The sequence below is a fragment of the Bradyrhizobium sp. SZCCT0148 genome (genome assembly GCF_018129985.1).
In the GTDB taxonomy this organism is placed as follows: domain Bacteria; phylum Pseudomonadota; class Alphaproteobacteria; order Rhizobiales; family Xanthobacteraceae; genus Bradyrhizobium; species Bradyrhizobium japonicum_H.
In genome coordinates this window covers 168,982-190,349 of record NZ_JAFCKT010000008.1, presented here as the reverse complement: position 1 = coordinate 190,349, position 21,368 = coordinate 168,982, and the positions used below count along the sequence as shown (strand labels likewise).

Here is a 21,368-nt window from a genome sequence, read left to right as displayed (position 1 = left end):
GTCAGCGCCCGCACAGCATGCCGTCTTCCTGGACGGCCGGCGTGATGGTCGGCGAGGCGCCGGCATATTGGTTCACCGCGCAAAGTCCTGCGCTTGCGGCGCAGTTCGCGGCAAAGGTCCAGGGCGGTGTGTTGGTCTTGGTGATCGAGACCTTGCCACCGGTCGATGTGATGATTGCGGTGTCGCCCGGCTGGGTCAGCTGCACGCACTGGGAGCTCGTCGTGCAGACGCTCGCCGCACCGTCCTGAAGCACGACGACGGAGCGTCCGCGCTGCGAGAGGATGTCGAGCGTGGTGCCGCGTACGCCGATGGTGGCAAGCGGCGTCGTGATCTTGTAGGCGGTCTTCTCGGAATGGCCGGTGACGAACCGGAACGCGCCGGTGGTCATGCGGATCGCAACGTCGCGATAGCTGTGCTCGTCGTTGAAGACGGTGCGGTCGAGCTTGAGCGTGGCGCTGGGTCCCAGCGACAGATTGGTGCTGTCGGCCATGACGAAGCGCGCGGCGCTGTCGGCGCCGGTGCGCACTGTCTCGTCGCGCAGCATGCTGTCGCCGACACTGATCGGAGTGGCCTTCGCCGCCACGCGAACCACTTCGTTCTGGATCACGACGGCTTCGCCGACACGCGTCTGCGCCGACGCAACAGGCGCCACGCACAATGCGGCCGATAACAGGATGGAGAAAAGCCAGAAACGCAAATTCATTTCACAACCGATCGATGTGTCCCCTGATCGTACCGGATCGCGCGCGCTTCTGATGTGGCGAATTTATCACAAGCGGCGCAGACGTGCGTTATGCTTAGTGACAGCCGCTGCGGAATGCGTTCAATGAAAAATGCGATCCTTATTTTTGTCCGCGGTGACGCAAATTTGCCACGCAAAATATCCCCACAGCAGCCGCTCGAACGGCCAGCAGTTCCAACAGTGTCGCGAAGCACAGTGGTTGCTGTCGCTATTTTCCTAGCTGCCCATCTCGCGTTGCTGATCGGACTGACGACGCCGGACAAGTTCGTCTTCGACGAGGTGCACTACGTGCCGGCAGCACGGCAGATGCTGGCCCCCGTGATGTCGCAGCCGATGCTCAATCCGATGCATCCGCCGCTGGCCAAGGAGCTGATCGCGGTCTCGATCGCGGCCTTCGGCGACAACGCGCTTGGCTGGCGTTATCCCGCGACGTTGTTCGGGGCATTGGCGATCGTCGCGATCTATCTGTGCGGCCTCGCGCTGTTCTCCGCGCAGGGGCCTGCAATCGCCGCGGCGCTGATCGCAGCGCTCAACCAGATGCTCTACGTGCAGGCGCGCATCGCCATGCTCGACATCTTTGCGCTCGGCTTCGGTCTGCTTGCGACCGCGGCCTTCATGCATGGTTTCAGACGCGAGCGGCCGCAGGCGCTGTTCGCGCTTGCGGGGAGCCTGTTCGGCCTGTCGGCGGCCTGCAAATGGAGCGGCCTGTTTCCGCTCGGCGCCTGCATCGTCATTGTCTCAGTGATCCGCCTGATGCAGGGCTGGCGCACGCTGTTCGCCGACGCGAAGCCGGACGACTGGTACCGGCCGGACCTGTGGCCCGGCTTGCGGCCGCATCATGTGGCACTTTGCTTCGCCGTCCTGCCGGCGATGACATATCTTGCGGCTTTCGTTCCACTCTACGGGATGTCGTTGCCGGATCTGATCGAGGCGCAGCGCCGCATCTTTGCCGACAACACCACGACCGCGATCGCCGGCCACACCTATATGAGCGCGTGGCCATCCTGGCCGCTGCTCGCACGCCCGGTGTGGTTCCTGTTCGACAAGACGGGGGAGGACAACATCTCCGCGATCGTCTTCCTCGGCAATCCGCTGGTGCTGTGGCCGGCTCTGCTCGCGCTCGCGTTCGTGCTGCGCGATTTCATCGTGCTACGCCGCTGGGATGCGTTCCTGATCGCGGCGTTCTATTTTGGTCCCTGGCTCGCCTGGGCGTTGCTGCCGCGCACGCTGGGCTTCATCTATTACTATCTGCCCGCTGCGACTGCGGCATCGCTTGCGCTGGTCTACGTGCTGCGCCGGGACGGGCTGCCGCGCTGGCTGCTCTGGGCCTATGTCGGAACCGCCGCGATCGGTTTTGCGGTCATGCTGCCGATCTCGGCAGCCTTCGTCGGCACAACGATGCGGAGCTTCGGCCGGCTGATGCTGTTCCAGAGCTGGATATGACGTCGCCGCCTGCCGGGGAGGCAGGCGGCGTGTTTCGCAATTTTTAGCTGATCACTTGGACGCGGTCTTGGTGTCCATGTTCACGACCTGGACGCGGCGGTTGATCGGGTCGGCGCCGTTGGCGGTATCCTTCAGCTTGGTCTTGCCGTAGCCGACGGTGACGAGATCGGTGCCGTTGAGGCCGTAGTTCTGCACCAGGTACTTCTTGATGGTGTCGGCGCGGCGCTCGGAGAGACCCTGATTGTACTCTTCGCCGCCGGTCGCGTCGGTGTGGCCGGCGACGACGAAGGTCGAGCCCTTGAGCGCCGGATCGGACAGCGCCTTGCCGAGGGCCTGCACCGCGGGCACCGAGGTCTTGGCGATATCGGCCGAGTTGTAATCGAACTGGATCTCCAGATCGATCTTCGGCTTGGTCGCGGCGAGCTCGGCAATCTGCTCGCGCTCACCGGTCGAGAGCGAGCGGGTCGACCGGTTGCGCACGGTGTTGAGGAATGTCGATTCCTTGGCCTGCACCGACGGATCGGCCTGCGGACCGACGGACAGGCCGCGGGTCGCCGGCTTCGGCTTCAGTGCATCCAGGATCTGGCCTGTGGAGACGTTGTTGTCACCGGCCAAAGCCAGGCCCGCCGTCATCGACAGCGCGGCGGAGAGAGTTATCGCCTTCAGTCCAAAGAACTTATCAAAACGGGTCATTGTCGTATCCTCGCGGTTTCGCCTGATAGCGATTTGATGCTGCGAGCCTAGAGCAGGTTCAAAGGTCCTGATGTGATGTTGGTCACGGTGGCAACAGCCCGGCCACAAAGCCGATCCTGGAGCATTTCCGGGCGTTCCGGACGGCGGACCGGCGCGTTTCGCGGTTACGCGCGGGGGCGGGGCCGGTCGGACCAATAGGAGTGGTCGCCCGCGCCGCGGCGCGGGTTCAAGCGGCTGCGGTCCCGGTGTGATTGAAATCGTCAAGTTGCGCTGACCTTGGCCGCGGCAGTTCCGTCATTGCACCGCAGCAAGAAAATTGTCTTCTCCGCGAAACGTCGGCGCGAGAGAATACGTAACTGCGACGGCCGGCATGATGCCGGCTTCGTTTTACGGAGGAGACTTTTCGATGAAGACCTTGCTCACGGCCGCAGCCTTTGTCGCGTTCACCTTTTCGCTGTCCCCCGCCTCCGCCGCGATAATGGCGTGCACCAAGGACAATATGATGAAATCCGCCGCGATGATGGGCGGCACCCCCGACACGCCGGCCAAGATGGCGGCGAACAAGGAAATGGCCATGGCCAACACCGACATGAGCAATGGCAAGATGAAGAGCGCCTGCATGCACTACATGAAGTCGCAGAAGGCCATGATGGCGAAGTAGGCCTCGCCGCTTCGAACGGCCGCGCTGTCAGCAGATGGCAGCGCGGCTTTTTCGTTCTAGGTTCCAGTCCGGTTCTTTCCCCTCGCGCGAATCCCGCTACATTGTCTTCCGCAATGTCACGCGCGCCCAGACCGCTTCCCCTCACCACGACACAGGCCCGACAGATCTGGCTGCATGCCCAGCGGCTGGATGAGCGTTCCCCGTTCGGCGAGGGAGCACGGGCCGTCGCGGATGCGGTCGCCCATCTCGGCTACGTGCAGATCGATACCATCAACGTCATCGAGCGCTGCCACCATCACATCTTGTTCAGCCGTATCCCGTCCTACCGGCGCGCCGATCTGCGCCACGCCCAGAGCGCCGACAGAAGCGTGTTCGAGTATTGGACGCATGCGCTGTCCTACGTGCCCGCCGTCGACTTCCGTTTCTTCCTGCCGGCGATGCGCGAGCATCGCCGCGAAGGACACAAATGGTTCGCCTCGGTGAAGCCGTCGGACATGCGCAAGGTGATGCGGCTGGTGCGTGCCGGGCCGCTGACGATCCGCGATATCGAGGACGACGTGCTCACCGAGAAGGAGCATCTGTGGCAGAGCCGCAAGCCCTCGAAGCGGGCGTTGCAGCTCGCCTTCTACACGGGCGCCGTGACCATCAGCGAGCGACGGGGCATGCTCAAGACCTACGAGCTGATGACGCGGCATTTCGGCTGGGACAAGCTGCCGAAGCCGGCGTCGGCGAGGGAGATCACGGCCTATCTGCTCGACCGCGCCCTGCGGTCGCAGGGCGTGGTGAGCCTGGATTCGATCTGCCACCTCGACGCGCCGCGCAAGAAGGCGGTGGCCGGCCTGATCGCCTCCCGCGTCCGCCGCGGCGAGCTGGTGCCCGTCGCGATCGAAGGTGCCGGCAAGCAGGAGCATTGGGCAGCGCCGGCCGCGCTCGAGGCGAAGGGCGAGGCGGTCTCGCCCGATCTCGTTCACATCCTCTCGCCGTTCGATCCCCTGATCATCCAGCGCAAGCGCACCAATCTCATCTTCGGTTACAACCACCTGTTCGAGGCCTATGTGCCGAAGGCCAAACGCAAGCTCGGCTATTTCGCGCTGCCGGTGCTGGTCGGCGACGAGATCGTCGCCGCGCTCGATCTGAAGACCGATCGGCAGGTGAAGAAGCTGCTGATGCAGAAATGGACCTGGGTGGGTCAGGGCAGGAAGACGGCGGGGCGCAAGGAGCTCAAGCTGAAGATCGAGGAGGAACTCGATCGTTTCGAGCGGTTTCAATTGGCGGAGTGAGTTGCAAGGCACCGGTCTCGTAGGATGGACAAAGCGTAGCGTGCCCACGTCTTGCCCATGCGATGAGAAGACGTGGGCACGGCGCTAGGGCACCTTTGCCCACGCTCCGAGACCACGCATTTTTGCAACTCGATCGATCCAAGCGCCGAACGCAATCCCGGCCGCGTAGGCCACCAGATTCCACAGCGAGAAGATACGCCCGAGCAGCAGTGCTCCAGCCGTGGTCAGCCGGAACGCATCGAGCCAGGGCGCGTGCACCAGGCGGGAGAACTCGACGACGACGGCGATCATCGCCGCGACCGCCGCCATCTGAGTCCGCGTGAGCCGTCTCAGCAAAACTCCGACCAGCAGAAATACCATCGTCGCCCACAGCAGTGAGCCGCCATACTTCACGATGAACGCAGGCAGGCCGATCGGAAAGCCGTACCAGCGCAGGAACAGTCCGCAGGCGATCACCGCGAGCGCGAGGGCGGCGCGGATCAGCGATGTCCGCAACGGCGCAACAGGTTTATCCGGCTGCGTCCCGTGCATTGCTTGCTCCATTGACTCTTTGGCCGCGATGCTCAAAACCGCAACCAGCCCATAAAAGCAACAAGCCGGGGGAAGCCATGAGCCAGACCACCACCTATGCCGGTTCCGCCGGCGCCAACAAATCGGACATCGAGACCTCGACGATCCGCGCCATCTCCTGGCGCCTGATTCCGTTCTTGGTGCTGGCCTACTTCTTCTCCTATCTCGACCGCGTCAATCTCGGCTTCGCCGCCCTGACCATGAATGCCGAGCTGAAGTTCACGCCGCTGATCTTTTCCTGGGGCGCCGGCATCTTCTTCATCGGCTATTTCATCTTCGAGGTGCCGAGCAATCTGGCGCTCGAGAAATTCGGCGCCAGCCGCTGGATCGCCCGCATCATGGTGACCTGGGGCATCATCTCGGCGCTGATGGCGCTGACGAGCGGCGTCACCAGCTTCTACGTCCTGCGATTCCTGCTCGGCGTCGCCGAGGCCGGCTTCTTTCCCGGCATCATCCTCTATCTCACCTATTGGTATCCGGCCGAATATCGCGCCCGCTTCCTTGCGGCCTTCGCCATCGCCGTGCCGGTCTCGACCGTGATCGGTGCGCCGATCTCGGGCCTGCTGCTTGGGCTCGACGGCGCAATGGGCCTGAAGGGCTGGCAGTGGCTCTTCATCATCGAAGGCATTCCCTCGGTGCTGCTCGGCATCGTCACCTGGTTCTATCTCACCGACAAGCCGGAGAAGGCGGATTGGCTGTCGGCCGAGCAGAAGGCGTGGCTGAAGGCGAAGCTCGATTCGGAAATCGCGGCCAAGCAGGCGGTGACGCACCTGTCGCTCGGCGAGGCCTTGTCCTCGCCGAAGGTGATCGCGCTCAGCCTGATCTATTTCGGCTTCGTCGGCGCACTCTACGGCATGCAATTCTGGCTGCCGCAGATCGTCAAGGCCTTCGGGCTGACCAACGCGCAGACCGGCTTCGTCACCGCGATCCCGTATCTGTTCGGCACCATCGCCATGATCCTGTGGGCGCGGCATTCCGATGCCACGCGCGAACGCGTGAAGCATGTCGGCGCGCCACTGCTGCTCACCGCCGTCGCGCTCGCCGTCTCCAGCTATCTCACCGACCCGACCATGACGATGGTGGTGCTGACGGTGGCCGCGATCGGCGTGTTCTGCTGTTTCGGCGTGTTCTGGACGCTGCCGACCGCCTGGCTCTCCGGCACCGCGGCCGCCGGCGCCATTGCCCTGATCAATTCGATCGGCAACCTCGCCGGCTTCGGGGGCCCTTACCTGATCGGCTGGGTCAAGGAAGCCACGGGCCAGACCTCGACCGGCCTGCTGGTGCTCGCCGTGCTGCCTCTGCTCGCCGGCATTCTGGTGTTCGTCGGCGGCCACGACAGCAAGCACGAGTTTGTCGAGCAGGGGCGGTAGAGGGCAAACCCCGCCGGCGCGTAGCCTGGATGATCCAGGCTACGGACCCGTGCTCTGCCCGATCAGGGCACCTAGCTGACCTATGGTACTTTCGACTCTTACCACCCTTTAACGATCACGCCTTCCTGATGACTGATGATTATTGACTTTTATCAGTGATTAGTCGACATTCCTCCCATTCGAGAGCAGGAGTGTCCTTCGATGTTCGTCCGGTCTGTTTTGTCGAGCTATTCCAGGCTGTTGGCAGGCGTGTCGCTGGCCCTGATGGCGGCGAGCCTTGCCGGATGCAATGACACTGTGGCCGAGAAGGCCGAGCCGCCGCGGCCGGTTCTGGTCGCAACCGCGCATTATGATTCCGAGACTCCCGAGCGCAGCTTCGTCGGCACCGTCAGGCCCCGGATCGAGAGCGATCTTGGCTTCCGCGTCGCCGGCAAGGTCGCCAAGCGGCTCGTGGAAGTCGGCCAGACCGTCGAGATCGGCCAGCCGCTTGCGACCCTCGACGAGGTCGATCTGAAGCTCCAGGCCGAGCAGTCGGTCGCCGAGCTGACCGCCGCGACCGGCGTGCTGGCCCAGGCTGCCGCCGCCGAGCAGCGCGCCAAGGATCTGAAGGCCAAGGGCTGGACCACCGACGCCCAGCTCGATCAGAGCCGTGCGTCCGCCGATGAGGCCCGCGCGCGCCTGAACCGGGCCGAGCGGTCGGTCGAGTTGACCAAGAATTCCCTTTCCTACGCGACGCTCAACGCCGACGCCCGTGGCGTCGTCACCGCAACGCTGATCGAGCCGGGCCAGGTGGTTGCCGCAGGCCAGACCTCGATCCGCGTCGCCCGCTTTGCCGAAAAGGAGGCGGTCGTCGCGATTCCTGAGACGCTGGTCGGACGTGCCAAATCGGGCGTCGCCAGCGTCACTCTTTGGTCGGAGCCGGGCAAGAAATACGCGGCCAAGCTCCGCGAGATCGCGCCGACGGCCGATCCGGCCACGCGCACCTATCTTGCAAAATTCTCGCTGCCGGAGGCCGACGACAAGGTCGCGCTCGGCATGACCGCGACGCTGACGCTGTCGGACGCCGCCACCGAGCGCGTCGCGCGGTTGCCGTTGTCGGCATTGTTCAACGAAGGCGGCAAGCCGTCCTTCTATGTCGTCGACGACAACGGCGCGCTCACGCTGAAGCCCGTTGCGGTGAAGTCCTACGAGAGCAACGACGTCGTCATCACCGGCGGTGTGGAAGAGGGCGCGAAGATCGTTGCCCTCGGTGTGCAGAAGCTCGATCCGGGCCAGCGGGTGCGGGTCGTCTCGTCACTGTCCTTTTGAATCTCGCTTTTTGAGTTCGTCGTGTGAGGTGAGTTTCGGCCCGAGCGCAAATGCGAAGGCTGAAGCGGCGAAGCGATCCAGAACCTGCCCAGCCCCCTGGATTGCTTCGCTGCCTCGCGATGACGGTTTGAACTGAGTGGCTGTCGTTGTTTTGGCAATTGGATCGTCTTTTCGGAGAGAGCGATGAAGCGCTTCAACCTTTCGGCCTGGGCCGTCAGCCATCCGACGCTGGTTCTCTTCCTGATGATCATACTCGGCGTCGCCGGCTTCTTCTCCTATGAGAAGCTCGGCCGAGCCGAGGATCCGTTCTTCACGGTGAAGGTGGTCAACGTCTCCGTGATCTGGCCGGGCGCGACCGCGCAGGAAATGCAGACCCAGGTCGCCGATCCCATCGAGAAGAAGATCCAGGAGCTGCCCTATTTCGAGAAGGTGCAGACCTATTCCAAGCCCGCCTTCACCGCGCTCCAGGTCACCTTCCGCGATTCCACGCCGCCGAAGGACGTGCCTTATCTCTTCTATCTTCTGCGCAAGAAACTCGCCGACGTGCAGGGCCAGTTGCCGTCGGGCATTCTGGGTCCCGTCGTCAACGACGAATTCTCCGACGTCGATTCCATCCTCTACATGATGACCGGCGACGGCGCCGATTACGCCCAGCTCAAGAAGGTTTCCGAAGGCTTCCGCCAGCGCCTCCTCAAGGTGCCGGGCGTGACCAAGGTCGACGTCTACGGCAATCAGGACGAGCGCATCTTCGTCGAGTTCTCCCACGCCAAGCTCGCCACCCTCGGCATCACCCCGCAGGCGCTGTTCGACTCGCTAGCCAAGCAGAACAACGTGACGCCGGCCGGAACGGTCGAAACCTCCTCGCAGCGCGTGCCGCTGCGCGTCACCGGCGCGCTCGACGGTGCCAAGGCGGTGGCCGAGACGCCCGTCGAGAGCAATGGCCGCGTGTTCCGCCTCGGCGACATCGCCACCGTCACCCATGGCTATGTCGATCCGCCGAGCTTCGTCGTCCGTCAGGAAGGCAAGGCCGCGATCGGCATCGGCGTCGTCACCGCCAAGGGCGCCAACATCCTCGAACTCGGCAAGGAGGTCGAGAAGGCGACGGCCGATTTCATGAAGGCGGTGCCGCAGGGCATCGACGTCAAGCTGATCGCCGACCAGCCCAAGGTGGTCGAGCACGCCGTCGGCGAGTTCGTGCACTCCTTCATGGAAGCGCTCGTCATCGTGCTGTTTGTCTCGTTCCTGGCACTGGGCTGGCGTACCGGAATCGTGGTCGCGCTGTCGGTGCCGCTGGTGCTCGGCATCGTCTTCATCGTCATGAACATGATGTCGCTCGACCTGCACCGCATCACGCTCGGTGCGCTGATCATCGCGCTCGGCCTGCTCGTCGACGACGCCATCATCGCCGTCGAGATGATGGTGGTGAAGATGGAGCAGGGCTGGGACCGCATGCGTGCGGCGTCCTTTGCCTGGGAATCAACTGCGTTTCCGATGCTCACGGGAACGCTGGTCACGGCCGCTGGCTTCCTCCCCATCGGCTTTGCCAATTCCGCGGTCGGCGAATATGCCGGCAGCATCTTCTGGATCGTGGCGATCGCGCTGGTCGCGTCCTGGTTCGTGGCGGTGATCTTCACGCCCTATATCGGCGTAAAGCTGCTGCCCAACATCACGGTGCACCACAATCACGATCCGCATGCGGTCTACGAGACCCGCATGTACCGGGGCCTGCGCGCCATCGTGCAATGGTGTGTCAATCACCGCATCACCGTGGTCGTCGCGACCGTTGGCGTCTTCATCGCCTCGGTCGTCGGTTTCGGCCATGTCCAGCAGCAGTTCTTCCCGCTGTCGGAGCGCCCCGAGCTGTTCTTCCAGTTGCGCCTGCCCGAGGGCACCGCGTTCAATGTCACCGAAAAGGCGGTGAAGAAGGCCGAGACGCTGTTGAAGGATGACAAGGACATCGAGACCTACACGTCCTATGTCGGCCAGGGCTCGCCGCGCTTCTGGCTCGGCCTCAATCCGCAGCTGCCGAACGAGGCCTTTGCCGAAATCGTCATCGTCGCCAAGGGCGTCGAAGGGCGCGAGCGCGTCAAGGCCAAGATCGAGAACGCGGTTGCGGACGGCATGCTGTCCGAGGCGCGCGTTCGCGTCGACCGCTTCAACTTCGGCCCGCCGGTCGGTTTCCCCGTGCAGTTCCGCGTGATCGGTCCGGACGCCAACAAGGTGCGCGAGATCGCCTACCAGGTCCGCGACGTCATGCGGCAGAACAAGAGCGTCAAGGATGTCCAGCTCGACTGGAACGAGCAGTCGCCCTACCTCAAGCTCGTCGTCGACCAGGATCGTGCCCGCGCCCTGGGCCTGACCCCGCAGGACGTGTCGCAGGCGCTCGCGCTGCTGATCTCGGGCTCGCAGGTCACGACCGTGCGTGATGGCATCGAGAAGGTCGGCGTGGTGGCCCGTGCGGTTCCGTCCGAACGCCTCGACCTCGGCGGTGTCGGCGACCTCACCATCACCTCGCGAAACGGCGTTGCCGTACCGCTGCAGCAGGTCGCCAAGATCGAGTATGCCCACGAGGAGCCGATCATGTGGCGGCGCAACCGCGACATGGCGATCACCGTGCGCTCCGACGTGGTCGACGGAGTTCAGGCGCCCGACGTCACGGGCCAGATCACCCCGAAGCTGAAGGCGATCAAGGACCACCTCGAGCCGGCCTACCGGATCGAGGCGGGCGGCGCGTTCGAGGAATCGGCCAAGGGCAACGCCTCGATCTTCGTCCTCTTCCCGCTGATGGTCATGGTGATGCTGACGCTGCTGATGATCCAGCTGCAGAGCTTCTCGCGCCTGATCCTGGTGTTCCTGACCGCGCCGCTCGGCATCGTCGGTGCCTCCTTCGGCCTCAACGTCGCCAACGCCCCGTTCGGCTTCGTGGCGCTGCTCGGCCTGATCGCGCTTGCCGGCATGATCATGCGCAACACGGTCATCCTGGTCGACCAGATCGAGACCGACGTCTCGCACGGCCTGACCCGACGCGAGGCGATCGTGGAGGCCACGGTTCGCCGCGCCCGCCCGGTGGTGCTGACTGCGCTCGCGGCCATCCTCGCCATGATCCCGCTGTCGCGTTCGGCCTTCTGGGGCCCGATGGCGATCACCATCATGGGTGGCCTGTTCGTCGCAACCTTCCTGACGCTGCTGTATTTGCCGGGCCTCTATGCACTTTGGTTCCGGAAGAGCCTGGACGAGGCGGGCACTCCCGAGCAGCCTGCCGCGTCGCAGCATGGCAGCGATGAACATCCGGCAATTCCGCTTGCTGAAGCAGCTGAATAAGTGAGATGAAGTGCTGGCGAACGAGTCCTGACAGATGACACTGGTTGCGGAACATATCGAAGGCGACACCCGGGATCGTATTCTCGAGGTGGCAGAGCGGCTGTTCCGCCAGATCGGATACCAGAAGACGACGGTCGGGGACATCGCCAAGGAGCTCAGGATGAGCCCCGCCAACGTCTATCGCTTCTTCGAATCGAAGAAGGCGATTCATCAGGCGGTGGCGCGAAGCTTGATGGGCGAGGTCGAGCTCGAGGCGCAGCGGATCGTGGCGAAGCCTGGTCCGGTGCCGGAGCGCTTCCGCGAGCTGCTCACCACCATCCATCGGATGAACACCGAGCGCTATGTCGGCGACAACAAGCTGCACGAGATGGTCGAGATCGCGATGCAGGAGGATTGGCAGGTTTGCGTCAATCACATGGAGTGCATTGGCGGCTTTGTCGGCCAGATGATCGCTCAGGGCGTCGCCTCGGGGGATTTCGAGGCCCCGGATCTCCAGCTGGCCGCGCTCTGCTCCTGTACCGCGATGATGCGGTTCTTCCACCCCCAGATGATTGCCCAGTGTGCCACCAAGCCGGGCCCGACCATCGACCAGATGATCGATTTCGTCATCGCGGGTCTGTCGCCGCGCCACTGACGGGCACGGATTTTCTCCTGTAAGCAGGCCAACGCCCCAGGCCGACCGGCTGGTGGCGGACGATGACGGGCAGGGGAAAGCCAGCGTGACCGACAAAGACCTGTACTTCTACGAGCCCTCCAAGGGCCACGGCCTCAAGCACGATCCCTTCAACGCCATCATCGCGCCCCGGCCGATCGGCTGGATCTCCTCCCGCGACACCAAAGGCCACGTCAACCTCGCGCCCTACAGCTTCTTCAACGCCTTCTGCTACGTGCCGCCGATCATCGGCTTCTCCTCCACCAATTGGAAGGACACGGTCGAGAACATCCAGCAGACCGGCGAGTTCGTCTGGAATCTCGCCACCATGGACCTCGCCAAGCACATGAACGCGACCGCCGCGCATGTCGCGCCTGAGGTCGACGAATTCGAGATCGCGGGCCTCACCGCCGTGCCCGGCAAGCTCGTCAATGTGCCGCGCGTCGGCGAGAGTCCCGTCGCCTTCGAGTGCAAAGTCTCCGACATCGTCCGCCTCAAGGGCGCCGACGGCAAGCACGCCGATGCCTGGCTGACGCTGGGCGAGGTCGTCGCCGTCCACATCGACAAAGCCATGATCAAGGACGGCGTCTACCAGACCGCCGCCGCCCGCCCGATCGTCCGCGCCGGCCGCCGCGGGGACTATTTTGAGATCAAGCCGGAAAACATGTTCGAGATGATCCGGCCGGATTAAGGCCGGCCAAACTCTCCTGTCATTCCGGGGCGACGCGTAGCGTCGAGCCCGGAATCCCTAACCACGATGGGGAGTATGCAATCCGGGCTCGCGCCAAGAGCGCGCCCCGGAATGACAGCGGTGACATTCAGCCCCATTCCCCCTCCCGGAACTGCTCCCGCGTCCCGGCCGTTATTGGCCAGGGCGGCCGCCCGGCCGCGTCAATGTCGCAGGCGAAGTCTTCACCCCCGCCAGCCACTTTCCGCTAAAATGCCGCCAACCGCGCCGATGCATGAGGTCAGCCATGAGCTTCCGCCGCGACACTATCACCAAGCCGATATTTTCCTGGGCTCGCGGCGTGCTACCGGCGATGTCCGATACCGAGCGCGAGGCGCTGGAGGCGGGCGACGTCTGGTGGGACGCCGATCTGTTTACCGGCAACCCCGATTGGTCGAAACTGCTGAAGATTGCGCCGGCCAAACTGACTGAGGAGGAGCGTGCCTTCCTCAATGGTCCCGTCGACGAGCTCTGCGCCATGCTCAACGAGTGGAAGATCTCTTGGGAATTGCGCGATCTGCCGCATGATGTCTGGCACTTCATCAAGCGCGAAAAGTTCTTCGGCATGATCATTCCGAAGGAGTTCGGCGGCCTCGGGTTCTCGCCCTACGCCCATTCGGAAGTCGTGCGCAAGATCTCGACCCGCTCGATCGCCGCGGCGGTGACCGTGATGGTGCCGAATTCGCTCGGGCCCGGAGAGCTTCTGATGCATTTCGGGACCAAAGAGCAGCGGGAGCGCTGGCTGCCGCGCCTCGCCGACGGTCGTGACATTCCCTGCTTCGGCCTCACCAGCCCCGAGGCCGGCTCCGACGCCGCTTCGATGGTCGACACCGGCACTATCTGCAAAGGCGAATTCGAGGGCCGCGAAGTCCTCGGTCTCAGGCTGAACTGGCACAAGCGCTACATCACGCTCGGCCCGGTCGCGACACTGCTGGGTCTTGCCTTCAAGGCTTACGACCCTGATCATCTCGTTGGCCAGCGGGAGGAGCTCGGCATCACGGTCGCGCTGATCCCGACCAATCTGCCCGGTGTCGAGATCGGCCAGCGCCACCTGCCGTCGATGCAGGTCTTCCAGAACGGCCCCAATTGGGGCCGCGACGTCTTCATTCCGCTCGATTACGTCATCGGCGGCCAGGAGCGGTTGGGACAGGGCTGGAAGATGCTGATGACCGCACTTGCCGCCGGCCGCGGCATCTCGCTGCCGTCGCTCTCGGCGGCGGGCGCTGCCTATGCGGCGCGCACGACCGGTGCCTATGCCCGTATCCGCGAACAGTTCGGCATCTCCATCTCCAAGTTCGAAGGCGTCGAGGAGCCGCTCGCGCGCATCGTCGCCACTGCCTATCAATTGGATGCCGCGCGGCGCCTGACCTGCGCCGCACTGAATGCCGGCGTTCACCCCGCCGTCATCTCCGGCATCATGAAGCTGCACGCCACCGAGCGGATGCGCACAGCGGTCGACGACGCCATGGACATTCATGGCGGCAAGGCCGTGATCGACGGTCCACAAAACTATCTCGGCAATCTCCACCGCGCCGTCCCCGTTGGCATTACGGTCGAGGGCGCCAACATCCTGACCCGCAATCTCATCGTGTTCGGGCAAGGCGCGATCCGCGCACATCCCTTTCTGCTCGCCGAGATGAATGCGCTGGCCGACACCGATCGTGAGCGTGGTCTCACCGCCTTCGACAAGACGTTCTGGAAGCATGTTGGCCACAGCTTCCAGACCCTGTTCCGGGCTTTCGGCCGGAGCTGGACCTTCGGCGCCTTCGCGCTGGCACCCGATGCGGGCGACGCCACGCCCTTCTATCGCCAGCTGTCGCGCTATTCGGCGGCATTTGCGCTCTGCGCGGACATGGCGCTGCTGACGCTCGGGGGCGCACTCAAGCGCAAGGAGATGCTGTCGGCGCGCTTCGGCGATATCCTCTCTGAACTTTATCTCCTGTCAGCCGCGCTGAAACGCTGGCAGGACGAAGGCCGGCAGAAAGAAGACTTTGCCGCGCTGGAATGGTGCATGGCGACGGGCTTCAAGACCATCGAGAACCGGTTCGCCGAAATCCTCGCCAACCTGCCCAATCGCTTCGTCGCCGGCTTCCTCAAGTTCGTGGTCCAGCCGTTCGGCGCCCGCGTGCTCGGTCCCTCCGACCGGGTGGTGCACCAATGCGCCGGCATCGTGCTGGAGCCCTCGGCCGCGCGCGAACGCCTCACGCCGGATCTGGCCCATGTCGATGATGACGGCGGCTTCGCCCGGCTGGAGCAGGCGTTCAAGCTGGTGACCGCCACCGACGCGATCGCCAAGCGCATGCGCGCCGCGCACATCAGTGACTGGAAGGACGCCGTCGCCAGGGGCGTGATCAGCCAGGCCGAGGGTGAACAGCTTGCCGCCGCTCGCGAAGCGGTCACCAAAGTCATTGAGGTCGACGATTTTGCCCCGGAGACGCTGTCGCCGATTTACAAGAAAACCGGAGATGTGCATCAGTTCTTCCAGGAACTGGGTGAGCAGAGAGCAGCGAGCTGATGGCACGACCGGTTTTCATCGTCGACGGCAGCCGGACGCCGTTTCTGAAGGCGCGGTCGGGGCCCGGGCCGTTCACCCCGGTGGACCTTGCCGTGCAATGCGGACGGCCGCTGCTGGCGCGCCAGCCGTTCTCGCCCACTGACTTCGACCAGATCATCCTTGGTTGCGTCAACGTGATTGCGGACGAGATGAATCCGGCCCGCGTCGCCGCGCTCCGGCTCGGCATGGGCGAGGACATGGTCGCCTTTACCGTGCAGATCAATTGCGGTTCCGGCATGCAGTCGATCGACACGGCCTATCGCTACATCCGTGAGGGCCATGCCGACATGATTTTGGCTGGCGGCACCGAGGCGCTCAGCCATGCGCCGCTGGTTTGGCCGAACTCCGGCGTGCGTTGGTTCGCCGGCCTTGCCACCGCCAGGGGCATGGCCGCGAAGCTGGCCGCTGCGTTCAAGCTGCGTCCGCGCGATCTCAAGCCGATCATCGGCCTCGAGCGCGGACTGACCGACCCCGTCACCGATCTGAACATGGGCCAGACCGCCGAGGTCGTCGGCCATCTCTTCGGTATCACCCGCACCCAGTCCGATGCTTATGCCGCCGAAAGCCATCGCCGGCTCGCGCATGCGCAAGGTGCCGGATTTCTCAAGGGCGAGGTCGAAACGGCATTCTCTCGCGACGGCAAGTTCTTCGACCATGACGACGGCGTACGCCCGGATTCAACGGCCGAGACGCTGGCAAAGCTGCGACCGGTGTTCGAACGTCCCTGGGGGCAGGTCACCGCCGGCAATTCCTCGCAGATCACCGACGGCGCCTCCTGGGTCATTTTGGCTTCGGACGCGGCTGTCGCAAAGCACGGGCTTTCGCCGAAGGCCGTCATCATCGACAGCAACTGGGCCGCGCTCGATCCCAGCATCATGGGACTCGGTCCGGTGATGTCGGCGACGCCTCTGCTTCAGCGCAACGGCCTCACCATCAAGGACGTCGAGACCTGGGAGCTGAACGAAGCCTTCGCGACGCAGGTGCTCGGCTGCCTGGCGGCCTGGAATGACGACAAGTTCTGCCGCGAGATTCTCGGCCTCGACGGCGCGGCCGGCGAGATCGACCGTGACAAGCTCAACGTCGATGGCGGCGCGATCTCGCTCGGCCATCCCGTCGGGACCTCCGGCAACCGCATCGTGCTGCATCTCGTCAACGCGATGAAGCGGCTCGGCACGCGACGCGGGGTCGCCACCGAGTGCATCGGCGGCGGGCTCGGCGGCGCGATGCTGATCGAGGCGGTGTGACCATGGATTCGAAGATCATGACCGCGCTGGGCGACCGCGTGCTGGAGCTCGGGCCCAGGCCCGCGACGGACAGTCCGTACAAGAACTTCAAGCTGACGCGCGATGAGGACGGTGTGGCTTGGGTGCTGTTCGATCGGGCTGACGCCAGCGCCAACACGCTGTCCTCGGACGTGATGGAGGAGCTCGACGCCGTGCTCGCGGCGATCGAGACCGAGCGCCCCGCCGGTCTCGTAATCCGTTCCGCAAAGCCGTCCGGCTTCATCGCTGGTGCGGACGTCAACGAATTCCGCGGCGCCAGTGATCCTGCGATGGTGGAAACACGCATCCGCGCGGTGCATGCCGTGGTCGATCATCTGGAAGCACTGAAGCTGCCGACGGTCGCCGTCATCCACGGTTTCTGTCTCGGCGGCGGCCTCGAGGTCGCGCTCGCCTGCCAGTCGCGCATCGCCATCGACGGCGCGCGCTTCGGCTTCCCCGAGGTGATGCTCGGCCTGCATCCCGGCCTCGGCGGCACCGCGCGGTTTACCGCGCTGGTCAATCCCATTCAATCGATGGCACTGATGCTCACCGGCCGCACCATCGATGCGCGCCGCGCCAGGTCGCTCGGCCTCGTCGACACCGTAACGCAGGAGCGTCATGTCCGGGGCGCGGTGAAGGACGCACTATTCGGCCGGCTGAAGCGGGCCAGGCCCGGCTTGTTCACGCGTGCTGCCAACTTCGGCTTCGTGCGCGGTCTCCTGGCAAGACGTATGCGGTCGGAGGCGGCAAAGGCGGCGCCCCGCGAACATTATCCTGCACCTTACGCGCTGATCGACCTCTGGGAGACCCATGGCGGCAACAAGGCCGCGATGCTGAAGGAAGAGCAGGCTTCGTTCGCCAGGATGATGGTGACGCCGACCGCCCAGAACCTGATCCGGGTCTTCTTCTTGCGCGAGCAGATGAAGAAGGCGGCCGGCAGCGGCAACGCCATCAAGCACGTCCATGTCATCGGCGCCGGCGCCATGGGGGGCGACATCGCGGCGTGGGTCGCCGGGCAGGGACTACGCGTCTCGCTCGCCGACATGAAAGCCGAGCCGATCGCGGGCGCCGTGAAGCGCGCCGCCGAACTCTACGGCAAGATCATCCGCAAGCCCACGGAGGTGCGCGACGCGCTCGATCGTCTGATCCCCGACATGGACGGGGAGGGCATCCGCAATGCCGATCTCATCATTGAGGCAGTCCCCGAAAAGCTCGAGCTCAAGCAGAAGGTCTATGCCGGGCTCGAGCCCAGGATGAAGCCGGGCGCGATCCTTGCGACCAACACGTCGAGCATACCGCTTCAGGATCTGCGCACCACGCTGGCGCGGCCCGAGCGGCTGGTCGGCCTGCATTTCTTCAATCCGGTGTCGCGGCTGCAACTGGTCGAGGTCGTCAGTCACGACGGCAACGACCCAGAGGTGCTGAAGCAGGCCCTGGCTTTCGTCGGCGCGATCGATCGTCTGCCGCTATCCGTGAAGAGCTCGCCGGGATTCCTCGTCAACCGGGCGCTGACGCCGTACATGCTCGAAGCCATGGTGATGTTGGACGAGAAGATCGACCAGCGCCTGATCGACGAAGCGGCCGAACAGTTCGGCATGCCGATGGGGCCGATCGAACTTGCCGACCAGGTCGGGCTCGACATCTGCCTCGACGTCGGCGACATGCTGCGCACCAAATTCGGTGACCTCCTGCCGCCCACACCCGCATGGCTGCGCGACAAAGTCGCCAAAGGCGAGCTTGGCCGCAAGACCGGCAAGGGCTTTTATACCTGGAAGGACGGCAAGGCCGAGAAGGCACCGCTCCCCGAGACCGGTCCGCGCGTCACCGACCAGATGATCGACCGGCTGGTGCTGCCGATGTCCAATGTCTGCGTGGCGGCCTTGCGGGAGGGCATCGTCGACGATCCTGATGCGGTCGACGGCGCCATGATCTTCGGTACCGGCTATGCACCGTTCCGCGGCGGCCCGCTGAACTATGCGCACACGCGCGGCGTGGAGAACGTCGTGTCGACCTTGCGCGGGCTGGCCGGGCGATTCGGCGAGCGCTTCGCGCCCGATCCGGGGTGGGACAGTTTCAACTGAGAGCTTCAAGAGAAACCCGATGACCGAGAAGTCCGACAGCGCGCCGCGCGGCGATCTCTGCATCCGCACGCTGGCGATGCCCGCCGACACCAACGCCAATGGCGACATCTTCGGCGGCTGGCTGCTCAGCCAGATGGACGTTGGCGGCGGTGTGTTCGCATCCAAAGTTGCGAAGTCGCGCACCGTCACCGTCGCGATCGAGGCGATGAATTTTCGCAAGGCCGTCTACGTCGGCGACCTCGTCTCGGTCTATGCCAACCTCGTCCGCGTCGGCCGCACCTCGTTGACGGTGCATCTGGAAGCCTGGGCGTTGCGGCGCGGCGAGGAGCATCCGTTGCTCGTCACCGACGGCAATTTTACGTATGTCTCGATCGACGAGCACGGCCGTCCGCAGGAAGTCCGCTCGACCGAGACGCCGGTCGCGACCTAATCGCGCGCGGCTTTGCGTCCCATCTCACGAAGAGTTGCAGCTCGCCAAACGCGGCGCGGATGAGTCAACGCGTCGCGGCTTCGCCAACAACCAGTCATAAAACGGATGAGGTCCCGGCGTACCCATGAGCCCGTCGATTCGGGGTGGAAACCGGTTGATTTGCCCTGGGAACCAAAGGGCAGAGATGCCGTTATTTGCCCGCATTGAGGAATCTACGGGCCATGCCGGACAGCTACATCATTGAAGTGAACTCGGAAACCGCGGGCATCGTCGTTCGCGGCCAGGGCGGCTACTGCTTCTTCGCCTCGTCCCACCAATTCAATCGCCTCGAAGGCCAGCTCTTCCGCAACGCGCGCGAAGCCGAACGCGCCGCGCGCAAGCTGGTTAACGGCGATGTGAAAGAGGCGGCGTAAGGATCGTACTCGCTGTTACGGGACGCGCTGGCGGGGCGCGGCCTGAAATCGCGGTAGCGGATCACAGTTTTGTCGCGGAGCGCGACAGCAGCTTCCAGTCGTCGCCCTGCTTCAGCCAGTTCATCAGGATGTGAAGGCTGTTCGTCACTTTCTGTCCGCCGGTCATCATCTCGGCCAGCCAGTGGAAGCGCACGACCGCGGCGGGGCCGACGATCTTGATGGTTGGATTCTCGTATGTGATCGACAGGAACTCGGTCTTGCCATCGGTGGCGTTGGCGACGAAGGCCGCCTTGTCCTCTAGGAAGCCGCTGGAATGGCTGTAGCTTAAATCGTCCGCGCACAACGCGCCCAGCGCCTTCGGATCGGCCGCGATCTGGGCGAGGCGAAATGCCTCGACGTTCTTTGCCACCGCCTCGTGGTCCGTCATCATGTCCTCCGTCCTTGATCTTCTCGCCGCCATCGTCACCGCCGGTTCAAAGCCTCCTCGTCTTAAGCACGGCAAACAAAGGCCGCCTACGCCAACCCTTGCCACAGGGGGACGCTAAGTCGTCACATCACAATTTCGTCGCAGCGCGCGACAATAGTTTCCACTCGTCGCCCTGCTTCTGCCAGTTCATCAGGATGTGAAGATTGGTCGGCACTTTCTTCCCATCGGCCGCCATCTCCTGTTCCGCCATCCAGTGGAATCGCACGATCGCGGCGGGACCGACGACCTTGATCGTGGGATCCTTGTAGTCGATCGACAGGAATTTCGACTTGCCGTCGGTGGCGTTGGCGATGAAGGTCGCCTTGTCCTCGACCTTGCCGCTGGAATGGCTGTAGCTGAGATCGTCCCAGCACAACGCGCCGAGCGCCTTGGGATCGGCCGCGATCTGGGCGAGGCGGAAGGCCTCGACCTTTTTCGCCACCGCCTCTTCGTCTGCCGAAGCGGCAAGCGCGGGCGCGGAGAGCGCAAGCGTGGAGACGGCAAGAGCAGAAAGAGCCAGATCGCGTCGGTTGATCATCGTTTCCTCCTTATTGATCTTGCGAGGAGTGTTGGAGTCGCGCGCAGCTTTGTCGAGTGTCGCATTGTGGTCATGTGGATGCATCATTGCGCGTGAGAGAGCGTATTGATACGTCTTTCGCATTGATGCATCGCGGATGTGGGAAAGTAGAGAAATGATCGAGGCCATCGGCAGGGCGTTGTTGTTCGACATCGATGGCACGCTTGCCAACACCGATCCGCTGCATCTCAAGGCCTTCAACCAGGTGCTGGGGCCGCTGGGTCATGTGTTCGATCACGCACGCTTCTCCAGGGAGCTGCAGGGCTTCGCCAATGTCTCGATCGGCGAGCGCTTTTTGCCCGACGAAACGCCGGCGCGGCGTGCCGAGATCCTTGACGAGAAGGAAGAGGTCTTCCGAACGCTCGTGGCCGGGCAGATCGAGCCGTTGGCGGGGCTGATGGCGCTGCTGGACCGCGCGGATGCGGCCGGCATTCCCATGGTCGCCGTGACCAACGCGCCGCGGCTCAATGCCGAGCTGCTGCTTTCCGGCCTCGGCATCACGCATCGTTTCAGGGCGCTCGTGATCGGTGCCGAGCTGCCGCACGGCAAGCCGCATCCGCTACCCTATCAGGAGGGCCTGCGTTTCGTCGCTGCAAGCGCAGAGGCCTCGATCGCATTCGAGGACTCCCGCACCGGCGTGCAATCCGCCACGGCGGCCGGCATTCCGACCATCGGCCTCCGGACCAGCCTCAGCCATGCTGACCTGGTTGCGGCCGGCGCCATCGCATCCGCCAGCGCCTTCGACGATCCGCAGCTGCTCGCGCGTCTCGCGAGCGCCATGGCGTGGTGAGAAATGGGTTGGTGTGCGGCCGCATGGT

At 64.2% G+C, this 21,368-nt stretch carries 19 protein-coding genes; 14 read left to right on the top strand and 5 right to left on the bottom strand.

Going from position 1 to position 21,368, the window contains the following annotated elements; all coding sequences use genetic code 11:
• Window position 1: 1 nt before the first annotated feature.
• Complete coding sequence (locus JQ580_RS23360) at window positions 2-703, bottom strand: FecR family protein (protein WP_212282545.1); 702 nt, start codon at window positions 701-703, stop codon at window positions 2-4.
• A 123-nt stretch (window positions 704-826) separates the two neighbouring features.
• Here JQ580_RS23360 and JQ580_RS23355 point away from each other — a divergent pair, with 123 nt between their 5' ends.
• Entirely contained in the window at window positions 827-2,185 is a 1,359-nt protein-coding gene (locus tag JQ580_RS23355) for a glycosyltransferase family 39 protein (RefSeq protein ID WP_249134363.1), read from the top strand.
• Window positions 2,186-2,236: 51 nt separating this feature from the next.
• On the opposite strand, the gene JQ580_RS23350 is transcribed toward JQ580_RS23355, so the two are convergent.
• On the bottom strand, window positions 2,237-2,878 hold the full coding sequence (locus JQ580_RS23350) for an OmpA family protein (RefSeq protein ID WP_212282543.1): 642 nt from the start codon (window positions 2,876-2,878) through the stop codon (window positions 2,237-2,239).
• Between the two features lie 406 nt (window positions 2,879-3,284).
• Here JQ580_RS23350 and JQ580_RS23345 point away from each other — a divergent pair, with 406 nt between their 5' ends.
• Window positions 3,285-3,539, top strand: coding sequence for a hypothetical protein (locus JQ580_RS23345; protein ID WP_212282542.1), 255 nt, complete (start codon window positions 3,285-3,287; stop codon window positions 3,537-3,539).
• A 113-nt stretch (window positions 3,540-3,652) separates the two neighbouring features.
• Window positions 3,653-4,819, top strand: coding sequence for a winged helix-turn-helix domain-containing protein (locus JQ580_RS23340; protein ID WP_212282541.1), 1,167 nt, complete (start codon window positions 3,653-3,655; stop codon window positions 4,817-4,819).
• Between the two features lie 84 nt (window positions 4,820-4,903).
• Here the strand turns inward: JQ580_RS23340 and JQ580_RS23335 are convergent, their stop codons facing one another.
• Window positions 4,904-5,350 carry a ribosomal maturation YjgA family protein gene (locus JQ580_RS23335; RefSeq protein ID WP_212282625.1) on the bottom strand — a complete coding sequence of 149 codons (447 nt, stop codon included), beginning with the start codon at window positions 5,348-5,350 and terminating at the stop codon, window positions 4,904-4,906.
• A 77-nt stretch (window positions 5,351-5,427) separates the two neighbouring features.
• On the opposite strand from JQ580_RS23335, the gene JQ580_RS23330 reads away from it, so the two are divergent.
• The 10 genes from JQ580_RS23330 to JQ580_RS23285 all read left to right on the top strand — a co-directional run bounded on the left by JQ580_RS23330 (window position 5,428) and on the right by JQ580_RS23285 (window position 19,507).
• Window positions 5,428-6,759 carry an MFS transporter gene (locus JQ580_RS23330; RefSeq protein WP_212282540.1) on the top strand — a complete coding sequence of 444 codons (1,332 nt, stop codon included), beginning with the start codon at window positions 5,428-5,430 and terminating at the stop codon, window positions 6,757-6,759.
• A gap of 201 nt (window positions 6,760-6,960) precedes the next feature.
• Window positions 6,961-8,067: an efflux RND transporter periplasmic adaptor subunit gene (locus JQ580_RS23325; protein ID WP_212282539.1), complete on the top strand. Its 1,107-nt coding sequence runs from the start codon at window positions 6,961-6,963 to the stop codon at window positions 8,065-8,067.
• Window positions 8,068-8,250: 183 nt separating this feature from the next.
• Window positions 8,251-11,388: an efflux RND transporter permease subunit gene (locus tag JQ580_RS23320; protein ID WP_212282538.1), complete on the top strand. Its 3,138-nt coding sequence runs from the start codon at window positions 8,251-8,253 to the stop codon at window positions 11,386-11,388.
• Window positions 11,389-11,422: 34 nt separating this feature from the next.
• Window positions 11,423-12,022 (top strand): TetR/AcrR family transcriptional regulator, encoded by a 600-nt coding sequence (locus JQ580_RS23315; RefSeq protein WP_212282537.1) that lies wholly within the window; start codon window positions 11,423-11,425, stop codon window positions 12,020-12,022.
• Between the two features lie 85 nt (window positions 12,023-12,107).
• Complete coding sequence (locus JQ580_RS23310) at window positions 12,108-12,731, top strand: flavin reductase family protein (RefSeq protein WP_212282536.1); 624 nt, start codon at window positions 12,108-12,110, stop codon at window positions 12,729-12,731.
• Between the two features lie 283 nt (window positions 12,732-13,014).
• A complete protein-coding gene (locus JQ580_RS23305; RefSeq protein ID WP_212282535.1) occupies window positions 13,015-15,282 on the top strand; it encodes an acyl-CoA dehydrogenase in 2,268 nt (755 codons plus the stop codon).
• A complete protein-coding gene (locus JQ580_RS23300; RefSeq protein WP_212282534.1) occupies window positions 15,282-16,565 on the top strand; it encodes an acetyl-CoA C-acetyltransferase in 1,284 nt (427 codons plus the stop codon). The genes JQ580_RS23305 and JQ580_RS23300 overlap by 1 nt, the downstream gene beginning before the upstream one ends.
• 2 nt (window positions 16,566-16,567) lie before the next feature.
• Entirely contained in the window at window positions 16,568-18,664 is a 2,097-nt protein-coding gene (locus JQ580_RS23295; RefSeq protein WP_212282533.1) for a 3-hydroxyacyl-CoA dehydrogenase NAD-binding domain-containing protein, read from the top strand.
• A gap of 19 nt (window positions 18,665-18,683) precedes the next feature.
• The gene (locus tag JQ580_RS23290) at window positions 18,684-19,094 is read left to right on the top strand and encodes an acyl-CoA thioesterase (RefSeq protein WP_094975775.1); all 411 of its coding nucleotides are present in this window, start codon (window positions 18,684-18,686) and stop codon (window positions 19,092-19,094) included.
• A 221-nt stretch (window positions 19,095-19,315) separates the two neighbouring features.
• Window positions 19,316-19,507 (top strand): hypothetical protein, encoded by a 192-nt coding sequence (locus tag JQ580_RS23285; RefSeq protein WP_008137732.1) that lies wholly within the window; start codon window positions 19,316-19,318, stop codon window positions 19,505-19,507.
• Window positions 19,508-19,568: 61 nt separating this feature from the next.
• Here JQ580_RS23285 and JQ580_RS23280 read toward each other — a convergent pair whose 3' ends face one another.
• Window positions 19,569-19,967, bottom strand: coding sequence for a nuclear transport factor 2 family protein (locus JQ580_RS23280; protein WP_409363224.1), 399 nt, complete (start codon window positions 19,965-19,967; stop codon window positions 19,569-19,571).
• Between the two features lie 94 nt (window positions 19,968-20,061).
• Window positions 20,062-20,511 (bottom strand): nuclear transport factor 2 family protein, encoded by a 450-nt coding sequence (locus tag JQ580_RS23275; RefSeq protein ID WP_212282531.1) that lies wholly within the window; start codon window positions 20,509-20,511, stop codon window positions 20,062-20,064.
• A gap of 154 nt (window positions 20,512-20,665) precedes the next feature.
• On the opposite strand from JQ580_RS23275, the gene JQ580_RS23270 reads away from it, so the two are divergent.
• The gene (locus JQ580_RS23270) at window positions 20,666-21,340 is read left to right on the top strand and encodes an HAD family hydrolase (RefSeq protein WP_212282530.1); all 675 of its coding nucleotides are present in this window, start codon (window positions 20,666-20,668) and stop codon (window positions 21,338-21,340) included.
• Window positions 21,341-21,368: the final 28 nt, after the last annotated feature.

Coding starts and splice junctions, on each gene's coding strand:
- JQ580_RS23270 (WP_212282530.1), top strand. CDS start 20,666: ATGATCGAGGCCATCGGCAGGGCGTTGTTGTTCGACATCGATGGCACG.
- JQ580_RS23275 (WP_212282531.1), bottom strand. CDS start 20,511: ATGATCAACCGACGCGATCTGGCTCTTTCTGCTCTTGCCGTCTCCACG.
- JQ580_RS23295 (WP_212282533.1), top strand. CDS start 16,568: ATGGATTCGAAGATCATGACCGCGCTGGGCGACCGCGTGCTGGAGCTC.
- JQ580_RS23360 (WP_212282545.1), bottom strand. CDS start 703: ATGAATTTGCGTTTCTGGCTTTTCTCCATCCTGTTATCGGCCGCATTG.
- JQ580_RS23300 (WP_212282534.1), top strand. CDS start 15,282: ATGGCACGACCGGTTTTCATCGTCGACGGCAGCCGGACGCCGTTTCTG.
- JQ580_RS23290 (WP_094975775.1), top strand. CDS start 18,684: ATGACCGAGAAGTCCGACAGCGCGCCGCGCGGCGATCTCTGCATCCGC.
- JQ580_RS23305 (WP_212282535.1), top strand. CDS start 13,015: ATGAGCTTCCGCCGCGACACTATCACCAAGCCGATATTTTCCTGGGCT.
- JQ580_RS23340 (WP_212282541.1), top strand. CDS start 3,653: ATGTCACGCGCGCCCAGACCGCTTCCCCTCACCACGACACAGGCCCGA.
- JQ580_RS23335 (WP_212282625.1), bottom strand. CDS start 5,350: ATGCACGGGACGCAGCCGGATAAACCTGTTGCGCCGTTGCGGACATCG.
- JQ580_RS23285 (WP_008137732.1), top strand. CDS start 19,316: ATGCCGGACAGCTACATCATTGAAGTGAACTCGGAAACCGCGGGCATC.
- JQ580_RS23345 (WP_212282542.1), top strand. CDS start 3,285: ATGAAGACCTTGCTCACGGCCGCAGCCTTTGTCGCGTTCACCTTTTCG.
- JQ580_RS23355 (WP_249134363.1), top strand. CDS start 827: ATGAAAAATGCGATCCTTATTTTTGTCCGCGGTGACGCAAATTTGCCA.
- JQ580_RS23315 (WP_212282537.1), top strand. CDS start 11,423: ATGACACTGGTTGCGGAACATATCGAAGGCGACACCCGGGATCGTATT.
- JQ580_RS23325 (WP_212282539.1), top strand. CDS start 6,961: ATGTTCGTCCGGTCTGTTTTGTCGAGCTATTCCAGGCTGTTGGCAGGC.
- JQ580_RS23280 (WP_409363224.1), bottom strand. CDS start 19,967: ATGGCGGCGAGAAGATCAAGGACGGAGGACATGATGACGGACCACGAG.
- JQ580_RS23320 (WP_212282538.1), top strand. CDS start 8,251: ATGAAGCGCTTCAACCTTTCGGCCTGGGCCGTCAGCCATCCGACGCTG.
- JQ580_RS23350 (WP_212282543.1), bottom strand. CDS start 2,878: ATGACCCGTTTTGATAAGTTCTTTGGACTGAAGGCGATAACTCTCTCC.
- JQ580_RS23330 (WP_212282540.1), top strand. CDS start 5,428: ATGAGCCAGACCACCACCTATGCCGGTTCCGCCGGCGCCAACAAATCG.